The sequence below is a fragment of the Enterobacter sp. NFIX58 genome, assembly GCF_900110475.1.
Taxonomy (GTDB): Bacteria; Pseudomonadota; Gammaproteobacteria; order Enterobacterales; family Enterobacteriaceae; genus Enterobacter; species Enterobacter quasiroggenkampii.
In genome coordinates this window covers 1-16,189 of the sequence record NZ_FODW01000005.1, presented here as the reverse complement: position 1 = coordinate 16,189, position 16,189 = coordinate 1, and the positions used below count along the sequence as shown (strand labels likewise).

General features: G+C 55.6%; 14 protein-coding genes. 8 read left to right on the top strand and 6 right to left on the bottom strand.

The window, feature by feature from the left end:
* Positions 1-327 precede the first annotated feature (327 nt).
* Together mioC and asnC are read right to left on the bottom strand one after the other, a co-directional pair.
* Positions 328-777: an FMN-binding protein MioC gene (gene mioC / locus BMW97_RS18800; RefSeq protein WP_008500197.1), complete on the bottom strand. Its 450-nt coding sequence runs from the start codon at positions 775-777 to the stop codon at positions 328-330.
* Between the two features lie 90 nt (positions 778-867).
* The gene (gene asnC, locus BMW97_RS18795; RefSeq protein WP_008500198.1) at positions 868-1,326 is read right to left on the bottom strand and encodes a transcriptional regulator AsnC; all 459 of its coding nucleotides are present in this window, start codon (positions 1,324-1,326) and stop codon (positions 868-870) included.
* A gap of 151 nt (positions 1,327-1,477) precedes the next feature.
* Here asnC and asnA point away from each other — a divergent pair, with 151 nt between their 5' ends.
* The gene (gene asnA / locus BMW97_RS18790; protein ID WP_045909354.1) at positions 1,478-2,470 is read left to right on the top strand and encodes an aspartate--ammonia ligase; all 993 of its coding nucleotides are present in this window, start codon (positions 1,478-1,480) and stop codon (positions 2,468-2,470) included.
* Here asnA and viaA read toward each other — a convergent pair whose 3' ends face one another.
* Both viaA and ravA read right to left on the bottom strand, forming a co-directional pair.
* On the bottom strand, positions 2,471-3,922 hold the full coding sequence (gene viaA / locus BMW97_RS18785; RefSeq protein WP_032675674.1) for an ATPase RavA stimulator ViaA: 1,452 nt from the start codon (positions 3,920-3,922) through the stop codon (positions 2,471-2,473).
* On the bottom strand, positions 3,916-5,412 hold the full coding sequence (ravA, locus tag BMW97_RS18780) for an ATPase RavA (RefSeq protein WP_045909353.1): 1,497 nt from the start codon (positions 5,410-5,412) through the stop codon (positions 3,916-3,918). Before ravA ends, viaA begins: the two co-directional genes overlap by 7 nt.
* A gap of 222 nt (positions 5,413-5,634) precedes the next feature.
* Between ravA and kup the strand changes: the two genes are divergently transcribed.
* The 7 genes from kup to rbsR all read left to right on the top strand — a co-directional run bounded on the left by kup (position 5,635) and on the right by rbsR (position 13,572).
* Positions 5,635-7,503, top strand: a complete 1,869-nt coding sequence (kup, locus tag BMW97_RS18775; RefSeq protein ID WP_008500202.1) for a low affinity potassium transporter Kup — start codon at positions 5,635-5,637, stop codon at positions 7,501-7,503.
* 216 nt (positions 7,504-7,719) lie between these two features.
* Positions 7,720-8,139 carry a D-ribose pyranase gene (rbsD, locus tag BMW97_RS18770; RefSeq protein WP_045909352.1) on the top strand — a complete coding sequence of 140 codons (420 nt, stop codon included), beginning with the start codon at positions 7,720-7,722 and terminating at the stop codon, positions 8,137-8,139.
* A gap of 7 nt (positions 8,140-8,146) precedes the next feature.
* On the top strand, positions 8,147-9,652 hold the full coding sequence (gene rbsA, locus BMW97_RS18765) for a ribose ABC transporter ATP-binding protein RbsA (RefSeq protein WP_045909351.1): 1,506 nt from the start codon (positions 8,147-8,149) through the stop codon (positions 9,650-9,652).
* 4 nt (positions 9,653-9,656) lie between these two features.
* Positions 9,657-10,622 carry a ribose ABC transporter permease gene (rbsC, locus tag BMW97_RS18760; protein ID WP_021242657.1) on the top strand — a complete coding sequence of 322 codons (966 nt, stop codon included), beginning with the start codon at positions 9,657-9,659 and terminating at the stop codon, positions 10,620-10,622.
* Positions 10,623-10,649: 27 nt separating this feature from the next.
* A complete protein-coding gene (rbsB, locus tag BMW97_RS18755) occupies positions 10,650-11,540 on the top strand; it encodes a ribose ABC transporter substrate-binding protein RbsB (protein WP_008503498.1) in 891 nt (296 codons plus the stop codon).
* A 106-nt stretch (positions 11,541-11,646) separates the two neighbouring features.
* Complete coding sequence (gene rbsK, locus BMW97_RS18750; RefSeq protein ID WP_090393094.1) at positions 11,647-12,576, top strand: ribokinase; 930 nt, start codon at positions 11,647-11,649, stop codon at positions 12,574-12,576.
* Positions 12,577-12,579: 3 nt separating this feature from the next.
* A complete protein-coding gene (gene rbsR, locus BMW97_RS18745; RefSeq protein ID WP_074180468.1) occupies positions 12,580-13,572 on the top strand; it encodes a ribose operon transcriptional repressor RbsR in 993 nt (330 codons plus the stop codon).
* Here rbsR and mdtD read toward each other — a convergent pair.
* Together mdtD and BMW97_RS18735 are read right to left on the bottom strand one after the other, a co-directional pair.
* Entirely contained in the window at positions 13,538-14,971 is a 1,434-nt protein-coding gene (mdtD, locus tag BMW97_RS18740) for a multidrug transporter subunit MdtD (RefSeq protein WP_045909349.1), read from the bottom strand. The two genes, rbsR and mdtD, sit on opposite strands and share 35 nt — an antisense overlap.
* Positions 14,968-15,675, bottom strand: coding sequence for a FadR/GntR family transcriptional regulator (locus BMW97_RS18735; RefSeq protein WP_024907901.1), 708 nt, complete (start codon positions 15,673-15,675; stop codon positions 14,968-14,970). The genes mdtD and BMW97_RS18735 overlap by 4 nt, the downstream gene beginning before the upstream one ends.
* Positions 15,676-16,189: the final 514 nt, after the last annotated feature.

Genomic DNA, 16,189 nt, shown 5'->3' with positions numbered 1-16,189 from the left:
GCCGTGGATTCTACTCAACTTTAGTCTTTCGAGAAAGCATTGGGATCCTGGGCTATTAAAAAGAAGATCTTTTTATTTAGAGATCTGTTCTATTGTGATCTCTTATTAGGATCGCGAACCCGTGTGGATAAGTCCGATCTCATAAACAAGATCATGCAGTTAGAAAGGATCGTTTGCTGTGAATGATCGGTGATCCTGGACCGTATAAGCTGGGATCAGATCGCGACTTTATACACAGGCCAAAAACGACGCTACGGTTGTTCTTTGGATAACTACGGGTTAATACGAGCTTTTACCCTGAGTTATCCACATCTGTTCGCGCGATCTTTAATCGTTTTTGAGTAAATTTTTCCATTCCGCGAGCCAGATCTCGGCTGGATCCTCCGGAATGTCATGATCGAGGATGTTGATCTTGAGAGTTTCACCCAGCTGTTTTGCTCCGCAGGAGGTCACAGCGGCTTCGACTTTCTCTATTGCCCCGCAAAAGGTGTCATATTCACGACTGCCGATCCCTACTGCGCCAAAACGGACGTTTGACAGATCGGGCTGCTGTTCCAGCAGTTCATCATATAAAGGTTGCAGGTTATCCGGCAGATCGCCCGCGCCGTGCGTGGAGGTGATCAGCAGCCAGACCCCGTCAGTCGGGAGATCTTCCAGCAACGGGCCGTGCAGGGTTTCCGTAGAAAAGCCCGCCTCTTCCAGCTTTTCAGCCAGATGTTCCGCTACGTATTCTGCACCACCCAGGGTGCTGCCGCTGATAAGGGTAATGTCCGCCATTGATCGCTCGCCCAGATAAAGAGACGGCCATTGTACGCTGTGAACGAGCTGGGATCTACCTGTGGAAAATGTGGGAATGGATTTGCCCGATCACGGGCGGATGGTACGCATGATCGGGTTTTGCAGGGAGATCAGGGTCTCGGTGGACTGAATTTCATCGATTGTTTGGATCTTGTTGATAAGTACCTGCTGGAGCGCGTCGATGGATCGGCACATGACTTTAATAAAGATGCTGTAGTGCCCGGTGGTGTAGTACGCCTCGGTGACTTCATCCAGCGCGTTCAGTTTCGCCAGGGCGGAAGGGTAGTCTTTGGCGCTTTTAAGAATGATGCCGATGAAGCAGCAGACGTCGTAACCCAGCTGCTTCGGGCTGACGTCAATGCGAGCACCGGTAATGATCCCTGCCTGCTTCATCTTCTCTACGCGAACGTGAATGGTTCCCGGGCTGACGCCAAACTGTTTCGCCAGTTCGGCGTAGGCGGTACGGGCATTGGCCATTAACGCCTCCAGAATGCCGCGGTCGAGATTGTCGATCTGATAATTTTCCATAGCTTTTTCTTATGAAGATTAATGAATCACTCTATTCTAGCGCCTTATTTTATCGAATCAAAAGTGAAGACGGCTTTTTGTTGATGGGTTATTGAATAAGGTGCCATTTCTGTTGCTTAATCAATATCAACAGGACGCAGGAGTATAAATAATGAAAACCGCTTACATCGCAAAACAACGCCAGATCAGTTTCGTAAAATCCCATTTTTCCCGCCAGCTGGAAGAGAAGCTTGGGCTGATTGAAGTCCAGGCGCCGATCCTCAGCCGCGTGGGTGACGGGACGCAGGATAACCTCTCTGGATGCGAAAAAGCGGTACAGGTGAAAGTGAAAACACTCCCAGATGCTCAGTTCGAAGTGGTTCATTCACTGGCGAAATGGAAGCGTCAGACCCTGGGACAACACGACTTCAGCGCGGGCGAAGGGCTCTACACGCACATGAAAGCTCTTCGCCCCGATGAAGACCGCCTTTCTCCGATTCATTCCGTTTATGTTGACCAGTGGGACTGGGAGCGCGTGATGGGGGATGGCGAGCGTCACGTCGGCACGCTGAAATCCACCGTTGAGGCGATCTACGCCGGGATCAAAGCAACCGAAGCGGCCGTAAGCAAAGCGTTTGGTCTGGCACCGTTCCTGCCGGAATCGATCCACTTTGTGCACAGCCAGGAATTGCTGACCCGTTTCCCGGATCTGGATGCCAAAGGCCGCGAGCGCGCGATTGCTAAAGAGCTGGGTGCGGTGTTCCTGATTGGGATCGGCGGCAAGCTGTCTGACGGTAAGCGCCATGACGTTCGTGCGCCGGATTATGATGACTGGAGCACTACCGGTGAGGGTGAATTTGCCGGTCTGAACGGCGATATTCTGGTCTGGAATCCGGTACTGGAAGACGCATTCGAGCTTTCTTCTATGGGGATCCGCGTGGATGCTGACGCGCTGAAGCGCCAGCTGGCGGTGACCGGTGATGAAGATCGTCTCAAACTGGAGTGGCACCAGGCGCTGCTGCGTGGGGAGATGCCGCAGACGATTGGCGGCGGTATCGGCCAGTCCCGTCTGACCATGCTGCTACTTCAACTACCCCATATTGGTCAGGTTCAGTGTGGCGTCTGGCCTCAGCAGGTTCGCGAAAGCGTCGGCTCTCTTCTGTAATTAACGCTGCCAGCGTCTAAGCAGGCGGCTGCGCAACCCGGTATCAAAGCGCCAGATATGATCGAAGATGCGCATGATGCCGGGTTTTCCATGGGCGGACATCGCCACCGCATGAAAACGGTGCTGATGCACACGCTGTAATTCCTTCACTTTATTTATCACGTCATCCGGCAGCCGCTGGGCGATAAAATCGGAAATCACCACCGCGTCAGCGTCGTACCAGTCGCCGCCCTGCATCCGCTCAACGATGCTGCGAAAACAGCTGGCCAGATCGGTGCCGCCGCGAAAACGCTGGCTCAGGAAGCGGATTGCCTGCTCGATCCCCTGCTGGTTCGTCAGCTCATAGCCTACGACTTCGCTGGAGAACAGCATGATGAAGCAGCGACGGCGATCGGCGAGCGCCACGCGCATCAGCGCCAGACAGAATGCTTTTGCACACTGCTCGTTAAACCCACCCATCGATCCGGATGTATCCACGCAAACGATGAAGGGTCCGCGCGGCTGTTCATCAAAATCCTGATGAACGACCGGCCGCTGGCTGATTTTCTCACGCCAGGCTTCGCCGTGCAGCCGGTAGGTGAGGAGCTGTTTTTCCACCAGCCGACGGTAAAACTCATACTCCAGCTCGGTCATCCCCAGCGTGCTCAGCTCCGTGGGCAGCAGACGCAGAATATCATCGCTCTGCTGGAGCCCGTCGACCTGCTCCGGAACGGTGGCCGGCTCACGCACCAGGGTGCGGAAGGTTTCCATCGGGGCGTCTTTCTTTGGAACTGACTTCGCCTCCCTTGAGCGACCCAGCTGTTCTGCAAGCTTCATCAACTCGGGCTGCTGCGTCAGAAAATCGCCGTATTTGACGATCAGCTGATAGTCCCCGCGCCGGAGCTGGCCGGCGCTCATATCCCAGAGACGCCCTGCCGCGTTCTCATTTTCCACCAGCACCTGCTCAAGCTGGCCGCTTAAGGTCATGCGTTCCTGAACTTCACTGAGCAGCTGTTCGCGCTCTTCATCCAGCAGCTGCTGGTTTAGGGTCGTGGCCTGCACCACCAGGCTGAGACGCCAGCGCTGTAAAAAGAGGGTGTGCAGTGCGGGAGTGAACGTGGCGTTGTCCGTGACCAGCCCCCGGGCCTGGCTGGCAAACGGGGAGTGGACCTTGTCGAGCAACGTCAGGGTTTGCGGAAGCTGGACGATAAACTGCGGCGTGGAGAGCCGCTGGCACTGCTGATAGCAGGCCACCTCTTCCGTTAACTCAGGCGGAACCTCGGTCTCCCTGAAACGCTGACGCAAATTTTCGCGCCAGCGTGGAAGATCGTCTGTCATCGCCTTTTTGAGCTTCGGAAATTTTTCAAAAAAAGCTGCCAGCTGCGGCGAAGCCAGAAGGGTTATGACCACTTCTTCGATCAACCCTTCCTCGCTGACGGCCAGCATGACGTTAAGCGTATCCAGAGTTAGCATTGACGCGCCTGTTTAATCTGCGCGCTGACGTCCTGCAAGCTGGCTTCAATGCGACCTAACCAGTCGCTATGAATAAAGAGGCATTTTTGCTGCTCGCTAAAGCGGGTGTGCTGCTGGTGCCATTCGGTATCCAGCGCGTCCAGCTGCTGCTTAATCTCTTCGGGAACGCTGTCAGAGGCGGTTCCCGGAAGCGCGAGACGCGAGCCCTGCAGGCTGACGTCGCGGATCACCAGGTGCTGGCTGCTGTCGACTTCCATATTCAGCGGCTGCGCGAAACCGATACCGTTGAGCTTTCCGCGGATCTCTCCGCCCTTATCCAGCCACTGCGCCAGCGCCTCGCGCTCAATCGTCACGTGCACCACCTGCATATCATGCAACTTGAGCGGCTGCTGGAGCAGCAGGGTCAGCGTCGGGCTGGTGAGTTCGGCGGGTAATTCATAGTGCGGTTTGCGGGCGAACATCCCCCCCAGGCGATTCACTTTCAGCGCGGTTTTATCACTTTGCTGCTGCTGAAGCTGGATGCGCCGCTGGGCAATCGCCCCCAGCTGGTTGAGCATCGCCTGCTGTCCCCAGGCGTGTCCGGTCATCAAAACGGCAAGCTGCTGCTGCATCAGATTCATGCCTTCCGCGTCGTGCCAGAGGCAATCTTTCAGCAGGATCAGATCGATGGGGGCAACAGCATCGCGGCCGCTAAACAGGGCGCTGGCCTGCAGGAGGCGGATCGCTTTTTTCCAGCGGCGATCGGAGACATAGGGCGCAGAAGGAAGGTGATCAAGCTGCTGACGCAACAGATAGATCAGCTCGAATACCGCGTCCGGCAATGTGATTTTGCCAATATCCTGCTGCCACTGATAATACTCTTCATCCGTCACCTGCAGCGAAGCGGATACCGGGTTTTCACTTTCATCCTGCTGGCTGATCAGCATGGAGCGGAAGTTGGATTTATCCTGTACTTTGTCCAGCCACAGGCGGATGAGCATACGGTCATACAGCGCTTCCAGGCTGCTGTCGGCTTCGGGCAGTTCGTTAGAGGCGGCCACCAGCAGGCGCATCGGGATTTTCTCTTCACTGGCGCCGTTACGGAACCGACGTTCATTTATCGCCGTGAGCAGGGTGTTCAGAATGGCCGGTCCCGCTTTCCAGATCTCATCAAGAAAGACAATTTCTGCCTCAGGCAGATACCCCGCCGTCAAACGTTCGTAGCGCCCTTCATCTTTCAGCGCCTGAATGGAAAGGGGGCCAAACACCTCTTCTGGGGTGGAAAAGCGGGTCATCAGGTATTCAAACGCGCGGGCGTTCTGAAAAGCAAACTTAAGCCTGCGGGCAATCAGGCTTTTGGCGATGCCCGGCGGCCCAAGCAGAAACACGCTTTCACCGCTCAGCGCCGCCAGCAAACAGAGGCGAATCGCGTGGCTACGCTCGAAAAGGCCTTTCTCCAGCGCGCTGCTGAGGCGGGAAATTCTTTCTGCTAATAAATGTGAGTGAGCCATAATAGTTTTGCATCCTTTCGCCGTCGTGGCGGCCAATTGAAGCGAGTATAGACGTTTCAGTCAGGGCTGGTAATAGACTGAAGTGCGGCGCAATTTTCTTTGCGCTACATTAATGCGGTTGCATTTAGGGGTACGATTTTGCATTGAATCGTGCATACTGTGCGCTTTTTGTGGGCCAAGGGACCAGGAACACATTTGTTATTCAAACGAAAAGACTAGTCTATGAGCACTGATAATAAGCAATCATTACCCGCAATAACGCTTGCGGCGATCGGGGTTGTCTACGGTGATATTGGCACCAGCCCGCTTTATACGCTTCGTGAATGTCTGTCCGGCCAGTTTGGCTTTGGTGTTGAGCGCGATGCCGTATTTGGCTTCCTGTCCCTCATCTTCTGGCTGCTGATCCTGGTGGTTTCTGTTAAATATCTCTCCTTCGTTATGCGCGCTGATAACGCGGGCGAAGGCGGTATCCTGACCCTGATGTCCCTTGCAGGGCGCAACACCTCTGCCAGAATGACCTCCGTGCTGGTGATTATCGGCCTGATTGGCGGCAGCTTCTTCTATGGAGAGGTGGTTATTACGCCCGCGATTTCGGTCCTCTCGGCGATAGAGGGGCTGGAGATCATCGCGCCGCAGCTTGATACGTGGGTGGTCCCGCTGGCGATAATCGTGCTGACGCTGCTGTTTGTGATCCAGAAGCACGGTACCGGGCTGGTGGGTAAACTGTTTGCACCAATTATGCTGGCCTGGTTCCTGATCCTGGCGGCGCTTGGCTTGCGCAGCATTATTGCTAACCCGGAAGTACTACATGCGCTGAACCCCTACTGGGCCGTGCATTTCTTCCTCGAATATAAAGTGGTTTCCTTCGTAGCGCTGGGGGCGGTCGTGCTCTCCATTACCGGCGTTGAAGCGCTGTATGCTGACATGGGTCACTTCGGGAAACTGCCTATCCGCGTGGCCTGGTTTATTGTGGTGCTGCCGTCGCTGGTGCTGAACTACTTTGGCCAGGGCGCGCTGTTGCTCAAAAATCCGGAAGCGATAAAGAACCCGTTCTTCCTGCTGGCGCCTGACTGGGCGCTGGTGCCGATGCTGATCCTGGCGACGCTGGCGACCGTCATTGCCTCTCAGGCGGTGATTTCCGGCGTGTTTTCTCTGACGCGCCAGGCCGTGCGTCTGGGGTATCTCTCGCCGATGCGCATCATCCATACTTCAGAGATGGAGTCGGGCCAGATCTACATCCCGTTCGTTAACTGGCTGCTCTATTTCGCGGTTGTGATTGTTATCGTCAGCTTCGAGCACTCCAGTAACCTGGCGGCGGCGTACGGTATTGCAGTAACCGGTACGATGGTGCTGACATCGCTTCTCTCCACTACGGTGGCGTACCGAAACTGGCACTGGAATAAATTCCTCGTGGCGATGATTCTGGTGGGCTTCCTGTGTATTGACGTGCCGCTGTTCTCCGCGAACCTCGACAAGATTGTCTCCGGCGGCTGGCTGCCACTGACGCTGGGTCTGGTGATGTTCATCGTCATGACCACCTGGAAAAGCGAGCGTTTCCGCCTGCTGCGGCGCATGCATGAGCACGGGAATTCTCTGGAGGCGATGATCGCTTCGCTGGAGAAATCTCCGCCGGTCCGCGTGCCGGGCACTGCGGTGTATATGTCTCGCGCCCTGAACGTCATCCCGTTCGCGCTGATGCATAACCTCAAGCACAACAAAGTGCTGCACGAGCGTGTGATCCTGCTGACGCTGCGCACCGAAGATGCGCCTTACGTTCATAACGTGCGTCGCGTGCAAATCGAGCAGCTCTCTCCGACATTCTGGCGTGTGGTGGCGAGCTACGGCTGGCGTGAAACGCCAAACGTGGAAGAGGTGTTCCACCGCTGTGGTCTGGAAGGGCTGAGCTGCCGGATGATGGAGACGTCGTTCTTTATGTCTCACGAGTCGCTGATCATCGGCAAGCGCCCGTGGTATTTGCGCCTGCGCGGCAAGCTGTACCTGATCCTGCAGCGTAACGCCCTGCGCGCGCCTGACCAGTTTGAGATCCCGCCTAACCGCGTGATAGAGCTGGGTACGCAGGTCGAGATTTAAGTCCTTTCGAAAATGCCGGGTGGCGCTGCGCTTACCCGGCCTACCAAACCCGTAGGCCCGTGCAAGCGAAGCGCCGGCGGGCAATTTCTCCCATCAATATTTCACTTAGCGAAACGTTTCGACGTCGATCACAAATCTGTTACGTCATGGTGGTTTTCTGAACATTTCTGAGGCTACACTTCTTTTAGCGAAACGTTTCGCTAGTGGAGCAAGAAAATGAAGAAAGGCACTGTACTCAACTCAGAAATCTCATCGGTTATTTCCCGTCTTGGGCATACCGATACGCTGGTGGTTTGCGATGCAGGCTTACCGGTTCCGCGCAGCACAACCCGTATCGATATGGCGTTAACGCAGGGCGTACCTTCGTTTATGCAGGTACTGGACGTGGTGACCGCGGAGATGCAGGTTGAGGCGGCCATTCTCGCGGCGGAAATCAAACAACATAATCCGCAACTCCACGAAGCGTTGCTCAGCCATCTTGAGCAACTGCAACAACACCAGGGAAACACCATCGAAATTCGTTACACAACGCACGAACAATTCAAACAACAAACCGCAGACAGTCAGGCGGTGATTCGCAGCGGGGAGTGTTCCCCGTATGCGAATATCATTCTCTGTGCTGGCGTCACCTTCTGAGGCCATCATGGACGCATTACTGCAACTCAAAGGGATCGATAAGTCGTTCCCGGGCGTAAAAGCCCTCTCCGGCGCGGCGCTGAACGTCTACCCTGGGCGCGTAATGGCGCTGGTGGGCGAAAACGGCGCCGGCAAATCCACCATGATGAAAGTGCTGACCGGTATCTATCAACGCGATGCCGGTTCACTCCTCTGGCTGGGTAAAGAAACCACCTTCACTGGCCCGAAATCTTCTCAGGAAGCGGGTATCGGCATTATTCACCAGGAGTTGAACCTGATCCCACAGCTCACCATTGCGGAGAACATCTTCCTCGGCCGTGAGTTCGTGAACCGCTTCGGCAAGATCGACTGGAAAACCATGTATTCCGAAGCCGACAAGCTGCTGGCGAAGCTGAACCTGCGCTTTAAGAGCGACCGGCTGGTCGGCGATCTCTCCATCGGCGATCAGCAGATGGTGGAAATCGCGAAGGTGCTGAGCTTTGAGTCGAAGGTCATCATTATGGATGAACCGACCGACGCCCTGACCGATACCGAAACCGAATCCCTGTTCCGCGTTATCCGCGAGCTGAAATCGCAGGGGCGCGGGATTGTCTATATTTCTCACCGCATGAAAGAGATCTTTGAAATCTGCGATGACGTCACCGTCTTCCGCGACGGGCAGTTTATTGCCGAGCGCGAAGTGGCCACGCTGACCGAAGATACGCTCATCGAAATGATGGTGGGACGTAAGCTGGAAGATCAGTATCCGCATCTGGATAAAGCGCCGGGTGAGATCCGCCTGAAGGTGGACAACCTCTGCGGTCCGGGTGTGAACGACGTCACCTTTACCCTGCGCCAGGGCGAGATCCTGGGCGTGGCGGGCCTGATGGGCGCGGGACGTACCGAGCTGATGAAAGTGTTGTACGGCGCACTGCCGCGCACCAGCGGTTATGTCACCCTCGACGGCCATGAAGTGGTCACCCGTTCCCCGCAGGATGGTCTGGCGAACGGCATCGTCTATATCTCCGAAGACCGCAAACGCGACGGCTTAGTGCTGGGCATGTCGGTAAAAGAGAACATGTCCCTCACCGCGCTGCGCTATTTCAGCCACAGCGGCGGCAGCCTGAAGCATAAAGACGAGCAGCAGGCGGTCAGCGATTTCATCCGTCTCTTTAACGTTAAAACCCCGTCGATGGAGCAGGCGATTGGCCTGTTGTCCGGCGGGAATCAGCAGAAAGTGGCGATTGCGCGCGGGCTGATGACGCGCCCGAAAGTGTTGATCCTCGACGAGCCAACCCGCGGCGTGGACGTGGGGGCGAAAAAAGAGATCTATCAGCTGATTAACCAGTTCAAGGCCGACGGTCTGAGCATCATTCTGGTCTCTTCCGAGATGCCAGAAGTATTAGGCATGAGCGATCGTATTATCGTCATGCATGAAGGGCATCTCGGCGGTGAATTCACTCGCGAGCAGGCCACCCAGGAAGTTCTGATGGCTGCCGCTGTGGGCAAGCTTAATCGCGTGAATCAGGAGTAAGAAGATGACAACCCAGGCTGTTTCTGGTCGCCGCTATTTCACAAAGGCGTGGCTGATGGAGCAAAAATCGCTGATTGCCCTGCTGGTGCTGATCGCGATTGTGTCGACCATGAGCCCGAATTTCTTCACCGTAAATAACCTGTTCAACATTCTGCAGCAGACGTCGGTGAACGCCATTATGGCGGTCGGCATGACGCTGGTGATTTTGACCTCAGGGATCGATCTGTCCGTCGGTTCCCTGCTGGCCCTCACCGGCGCGATCGCCGCTTCGCTTGTCGGGATTGAAGTTAACGCGCTGGTGGCCGTGGCCGCGGCCCTGGCGGCAGGTGCGGCGATTGGCGCCGTCACCGGCGTGATTGTGGCAAAAGGCCGCGTTCAGGCGTTCATCGCAACCCTGGTGATGATGCTGCTGCTGCGCGGGGTGACCATGGTTTATACCAACGGCAGCCCGGTCAATACTGGCTTCACCGATAACGCCGATCTGTTTGGCTGGTTCGGTATCGGTCGCCCGCTGGGCGTCCCGACCCCGGTCTGGATCATGGCTATCGTCTTCCTGGCGGCGTGGTACATGCTGCACCATACCCGTCTGGGTCGTTACATCTATGCGCTGGGCGGTAACGAAGCGGCAACGCGCCTGTCCGGGATTAGCGTTAATAAAGTCAAAGTCATCGTGTATTCCCTGTGCGGTCTGCTGGCGTCACTGGCGGGCATCATCGAAGTGGCGCGCCTCTCTTCCGCGCAGCCGACGGCGGGTACGGGGTATGAGCTGGATGCCATTGCAGCAGTGGTTCTGGGCGGTACGAGTCTGGCGGGCGGTAAAGGTCGCATTGTTGGGACATTGATCGGCGCACTGATTCTCGGTTTCCTGAATAATGGTTTGAATTTGTTAGGTGTTTCCTCCTATTACCAGATGATCGTTAAGGCAGTGGTGATTTTGCTGGCGGTACTGGTAGACAACAAAAAACAGTAACTGACGACACTACAGGACATCTTAGATATGAACATGAAAAAACTGGCTACCCTGGTTTCCGCTGTCGCGCTGAGCGCAACCGTAAGTGCTAACGCCATGGCGAAAGATACCATTGCGCTGGTTGTCTCTACGCTGAACAACCCGTTCTTCGTCTCCCTGAAGGACGGTGCGCAGAAAGAAGCGGATAAACTGGGCTACAACCTGGTGGTCCTGGATTCACAGAACAACCCGGCGAAAGAGCTGGCTAACGTTCAGGACTTAACCGTTCGTGGCACCAAAATTCTGCTGATCAACCCAACCGATTCTGATGCCGTAGGCAACGCCGTGAAGATGGCAAACCAGGCGAAAATTCCGGTGATCACCCTGGACCGTCAGGCAACCAAAGGCGACGTGGTGAGCCATATCGCGTCTGACAACGTGCTGGGCGGCAAAATCGCGGGTGACTACATTGCGAAGAAAGCAGGCGAAGGCGCGAAAGTTATCGAACTGCAGGGGATTGCCGGTACGTCTGCCGCCCGCGAGCGTGGCGAAGGCTTCCAGCAGGCGGTTGCAGCGCATAAATTCAACGTACTGGCCAGCCAGCCTGCGGACTTCGACCGTACTAAAGGTCTGAACGTCATGCAGAACCTGCTGACCGCACATCCTGACGTACAGGCGGTCTTCGCGCAGAACGACGAAATGGCGCTGGGCGCGCTGCGTGCCCTGCAGACTGCAGGTAAATCTGATGTGATGGTTGTCGGATTTGACGGCACGCCGGATGGTGAAAAAGCAGTAAACGATGGCAAACTGGCTGCGACCATCGCTCAGCTGCCTGAGCAGATTGGCGCCACTGGCGTTGAAACTGCCGACAAAGTGCTGAAGGGCGAAAAAGTTCAGGCTAAATACCCTGTTGACCTGAAGCTGGTTATCAAGCAGTAAAAGGCGAATCAGGTCGTCACTGGCGGCCTGAGGGACACCAATAAAGAAAAGTGTGGCATACGCCACCGGGTAACACCGGTGGCGCTCTCAGATGGACAACCCAACCATGAAAACCGCAGGCAACCTCGTCGTCCTTGGCAGTATCAATGCCGATCACATTCTTAACCTTGAATCGTTCCCTGCACCGGGCGAAACCGTCACGGGTAGCCAGTATCAGGTCGCTTTTGGCGGTAAAGGGGCAAACCAGGCCGTCGCCGCTGGGCGCAGCGGAGCGAATATTGCGTTTATCGCCTGCACGGGCGATGACGATACCGGTGAGCGCGTACGCAAGCAGCTGGCAAGCGACAACATTGATATCGCACCGGTCAGCGTTGTTGCAGGGGAGTCTACCGGCGTGGCGCTGATTTTCGTCAACGCAGAAGGTGAGAATGTCATCGGTATTCATGCTGGCGCTAACGCAGCGCTGACGACGGAGCGCGTAGAAGCGCAACGTGCAATCATCGCCAGAGCGGAAGCCCTGCTCATGCAGCTGGAGTCACCGGTTGAAAGCGTGCTGGCCGCGGCGAACATTGCGCATGAAAATCATACCACTGTTGTACTTAATCCGGCCCCTGCCCGTGTATTATCTGACGAGCTGCTGGCGCTGGTGGACATCATCACGCCGAACGAAACCGAAGCCGAAAAGCTGACGGGCATTCGCGTTGAAAGCGATGACGATGCCGCGCGAGCCGCGCGTGCGTTGCACGACAAAGGCATCGGAACGGTGATCATCACCCTGGGCAGCCGTGGGGTATGGGCAAGCGTAAACGGTGAAGGCCGTCGCGTGCCGGGCTTTAAGGTGAAGGCGATTGATACCATTGCAGCGGGAGATACCTTCAATGGTGCACTGGTGACCGCGCTGCTGGAAGGCAAGAGTATGGATGATGCGATCCGCTTCGCGCATGCGGCTGCCGCGATTGCGGTGACGCGCAAGGGCGCTCAGCCTTCCGTTCCGTGGCGTAAAGAGATCGATGAATTCTTAAGTCAGCAGGGGTAACGCTTGGCCACAATGAAAGATGTCGCTCGCCTGGCGGGCGTTTCTACCTCGACGGTGTCTCACGTCATTAATAACGATCGCTTCGTCAGCGAGGCGATTCGGGAAAAAGTCGAAGCGGCAGTAAAAGATCTCAACTATGCGCCGTCTGCGCTGGCGCGCAGCCTTAAGCTCAACCAGACGCGTACGATCGGTATGCTGATCACTGCCAGTACCAATCCCTTTTATTCTGAGCTGGTTCGCGGCGTGGAGCGCAGCTGCTTCGAGCGTGGCTACAGCCTGGTGCTGTGCAATACCGAAGGGGACGAGCAGCGCATGAACCGTAACCTGGAAACGCTGATGCAAAAACGCGTCGACGGGCTACTGCTGCTGTGTACCGAAACGCACCAGCCCTCGAAAGAGATTATCCAGCGCTACCCCTCCATTCCCACGGTGATGATGGACTGGGCGCCGTTCGACGGCACCAGCGATCTTATTCAGGATAACTCTCTGCTGGGGGGCGATATGGCCACCCAGTATCTGATCGATAAAGGCTATACCCGCATCGCCTGTATTACCGGTCCGCTGGACAAAACCCCGGCGCGTTTGCGTCTGGAAGGGTATCTCGCCGCGATGGCGCGGGCGGGACTTTCCGTGCCGGAAGGGTACCGTATTACCGGTGATTTTGAGTTTCACGGTGGTTTTGAAGCGATGCAGACGCTGCTGGCGCAGCCGCAGCGTCCGCAGGCGGTGTTTATCGGCAACGACGCCATGGCGTTTGGCGCCTATCAGGCGTTATATCAGGCCGGTTTGCGTGTTCCCGACGATATGGCGGTAATCGGCTACGATGATATTGAGCTGGCCAGCTATATGACGCCGCCGCTCACCACCATCCATCAGCCAAAAGATGAGCTGGGCGAGCTGGCCATCGATGTGTTGATCCACCGAATGGCTCAGCCCACGCTGCAGCAGCAACGCCTGCAGCTTACTCCTGTTCTGATGGAACGGGGTTCGGTTTAGCTTTCGCCTTATGGCGTTCTTTTATCAGGTTACGGCCATCTTTCGGTTTTAACAGCATAAAGACCAGCGCTGAAACGACGGTGAGTGCGCCCATGGTGATAAAGGTATAGTGGAACTGCTCGACGGTGTTCGCGCTGTCGAAACCTTCATAAAACCGCAGTACCGCCGCGCTCACGGCCACCCCTAAACTGATCGACAGCTGCTGGGTGACTGCCAGCACGCTGTTGCCGCTACTGGCGTTCTCGTCGGTCAGATCCGCAAGGGTGATGGTGTTCATTGATGTGAACTGCGTCGACATCGCCATGCCCAGCACAAACAGCGGCAGGATCAGCATCCAGACGGGAAGCGAGGCGGACTGCAGCGAGAACTGCGCAATCATCAGACCGATAAAGACCGTCACGCCAACCAGCGTCTTGCGATAGCCAAACCAGCGTAGCACCTGCGTCACGGTCGATTTTGCCAGAATCGAGCCCATCGCCGTAGGCGCCATCATGCAGCCGGCAATCAGGGCCGGATAGCCGAAACCGACCTGCAGCATCAGTGGCATCAGGAACGGTACGCAGCCGGTTCCCAGACGCGAGGCAATGTTTCCCGCGATCCCGACGGAAAAGGTTCGGGTGTTGAAGAGCCCAAGAGAGATTAACGGCGTCGGGTGACGGCGCGCGTGACGTATATAAAGAAGGAACAGCAGAATCCCGGCGAGGATAACGGAGAGCGCCATCCACGTCGCGACGATCTTCTCGCCAAACAACTCCATCCCGCTGGAGAAGAGCACCAGGCTCAGGCCAAACAGGAAAAAGCCCCCCATGTCGAAGCTGCGTCTTGGCGTGGTGAAGTTCGGCATATATTTGCGGGCATACAGCAGCCCCGCAACGCCAATCGGAATATTAATCAGGAAGATCCAGTGCCAACTTGCCCAGGTGACAAACACACCACCGAGTACCGGGCCAAGTATCGGGCCGACCAGTCCCGGCATGGTGACGAAGTTGAGCACGGGAAGCAGTTCGCTTCGAGGGTAGGCTCGTAATAAGGCAAGGCGCGCCACGGGCATCATCATCGCGCCGCCAATGCCCTGTAATACGCGGAAGATAACCAGCTCCGTTAAGGACGAAGAGAGCGCACAGGCCAGCGAACCGAGCGTAAAGAGCGTTACGGCCAGCATGAAAACTCTGCGGGTACCGAAGCGGTCGGCCAGCCAGCCGCTAACCGGAATTAACATTGCAACCGTGAGGGTGTAGCTGATGATGGCGGATTGCATTGCCAGCGGGGAGCGGTTAAGGCTTTGCGCAATAGCGGGAAGCGCGGTGTTGAGGATGGTGGCATCCAGTGCCTGCATAAAAAACGCCATGGCTGCAATCCACGGCAATCCGGCCATGCTGCGCGCTTTTTTCTTTGTCATTTATTTACCTGCTGGTGGGTTGGCGCAGCCAGTAATGCCTGGCACGCACTCAGGGCTCGCTGCCCGTCGCTTTCCTGAATGGCATCCACTATCGCCTGATGCAATTCCAGTTTTACCACGTCGTTTTGTGTAATAGAGGTAAAGTAAGTGTGGTACACCGAATGGAATAATGAGGCAAACGAGGTGAGGAACGGATTGGCGCTCATCATATAGATATGTTCATGCCAGGCCATATCGACTTCAACCCAGCGTTCGCGGTTGAAATGTTTTTTCAGAAACACCATCTCTTCCATCAATGCGTTAAGCTGCGCTTTTTGCTCTGCCGTGCCAAGCGTGGCGGCAAGCAGACATGCCTGAGGTTCAAGACTGCTGCGCATCACCAGAAAGTGATCGACAACCTGATGAAAGTTATCTTCCGTCATCCACCAGGAGAGCAGCTCCTGATCGAGAAAATTCCAGTTACTCTGGGGCATCACGCGCGTGCCAATACGCGGGCGCGGAAGCACCATCCCTTTTGCCGTCAGGGTTTTCACCGCCTCGCGAACCGCGGTACGGCTCACCCCAAACTGCTCACCCAGCTCCATTTCACCCGGCAGGATGCTACCCGGGGCATATTTACCCGCTAGAATTCGCTGCGCCAGCTTTTCTGCCAGCACATACGACAGGTTTTTTTGGGCGGCCAGCTGTTGTGCGCTTAATGGCATCGCTTTTATTCCTTAAAGATTCATGCTGATAATTATGCCACCTCGAATGTGATTGTGGTTGCAGATACATCAAATAGAACAATTTGTAGCTTGATTTCACCGCTACTGGTGAAAAAAAACACGGATAGAAACTTTTTTTAAATTTCCTCTTGTCACGCCGGAATAACTCCCTATAATGCGCCTCCACTGACACGGAACAACGGCACACACGCCGCCGGGTCAGCAGAGAAAAGCGAAAATAAACGCTTGACTCTGAAGCGGGAAAGCGTAATATGCACACCCCGCGCCGCAGCGAAAACGAAGCGGCACTGCTCTTTAACAATTTATCAGACAATCTGTGTGGGCACTCAAAGTGACATGGATTCTTAATGTCTTCGGACAATAAATGAATACCAAGTCTCTGAGTGAACATGCGTAATTCATTACGAAGTTTAATTCACGAGCATCAAACTTAAATTGAAGAGTTTGATCATGGCTCAGATTGAACGCTGGCGGCAGGCCTAACACATGCAAG

Excerpts from the sequence above, each read along its gene's own strand:
- mioC (WP_008500197.1), bottom strand. The coding sequence starts at position 777 with ATGGCGGACATTACCCTTATCAGCGGCAGCACCCTGGGTGGTGCAGAA.
- mdtD (WP_045909349.1), bottom strand. The coding sequence starts at position 14,971 with ATGACAAAGAAAAAAGCGCGCAGCATGGCCGGATTGCCGTGGATTGCA.
- asnA (WP_045909354.1), top strand. The coding sequence starts at position 1,478 with ATGAAAACCGCTTACATCGCAAAACAACGCCAGATCAGTTTCGTAAAA.
- rbsK (WP_090393094.1), top strand. The coding sequence starts at position 11,647 with ATGAAAACCGCAGGCAACCTCGTCGTCCTTGGCAGTATCAATGCCGAT.
- rbsD (WP_045909352.1), top strand. The coding sequence starts at position 7,720 with ATGAAGAAAGGCACTGTACTCAACTCAGAAATCTCATCGGTTATTTCC.
- viaA (WP_032675674.1), bottom strand. The coding sequence starts at position 3,922 with ATGCTAACTCTGGATACGCTTAACGTCATGCTGGCCGTCAGCGAGGAA.
- rbsC (WP_021242657.1), top strand. The coding sequence starts at position 9,657 with ATGACAACCCAGGCTGTTTCTGGTCGCCGCTATTTCACAAAGGCGTGG.
- BMW97_RS18735 (WP_024907901.1), bottom strand. The coding sequence starts at position 15,675 with ATGCCATTAAGCGCACAACAGCTGGCCGCCCAAAAAAACCTGTCGTAT.
- rbsB (WP_008503498.1), top strand. The coding sequence starts at position 10,650 with ATGAACATGAAAAAACTGGCTACCCTGGTTTCCGCTGTCGCGCTGAGC.
- kup (WP_008500202.1), top strand. The coding sequence starts at position 5,635 with ATGAGCACTGATAATAAGCAATCATTACCCGCAATAACGCTTGCGGCG.
- asnC (WP_008500198.1), bottom strand. The coding sequence starts at position 1,326 with ATGGAAAATTATCAGATCGACAATCTCGACCGCGGCATTCTGGAGGCG.
- rbsA (WP_045909351.1), top strand. The coding sequence starts at position 8,147 with ATGGACGCATTACTGCAACTCAAAGGGATCGATAAGTCGTTCCCGGGC.
- ravA (WP_045909353.1), bottom strand. The coding sequence starts at position 5,412 with ATGGCTCACTCACATTTATTAGCAGAAAGAATTTCCCGCCTCAGCAGC.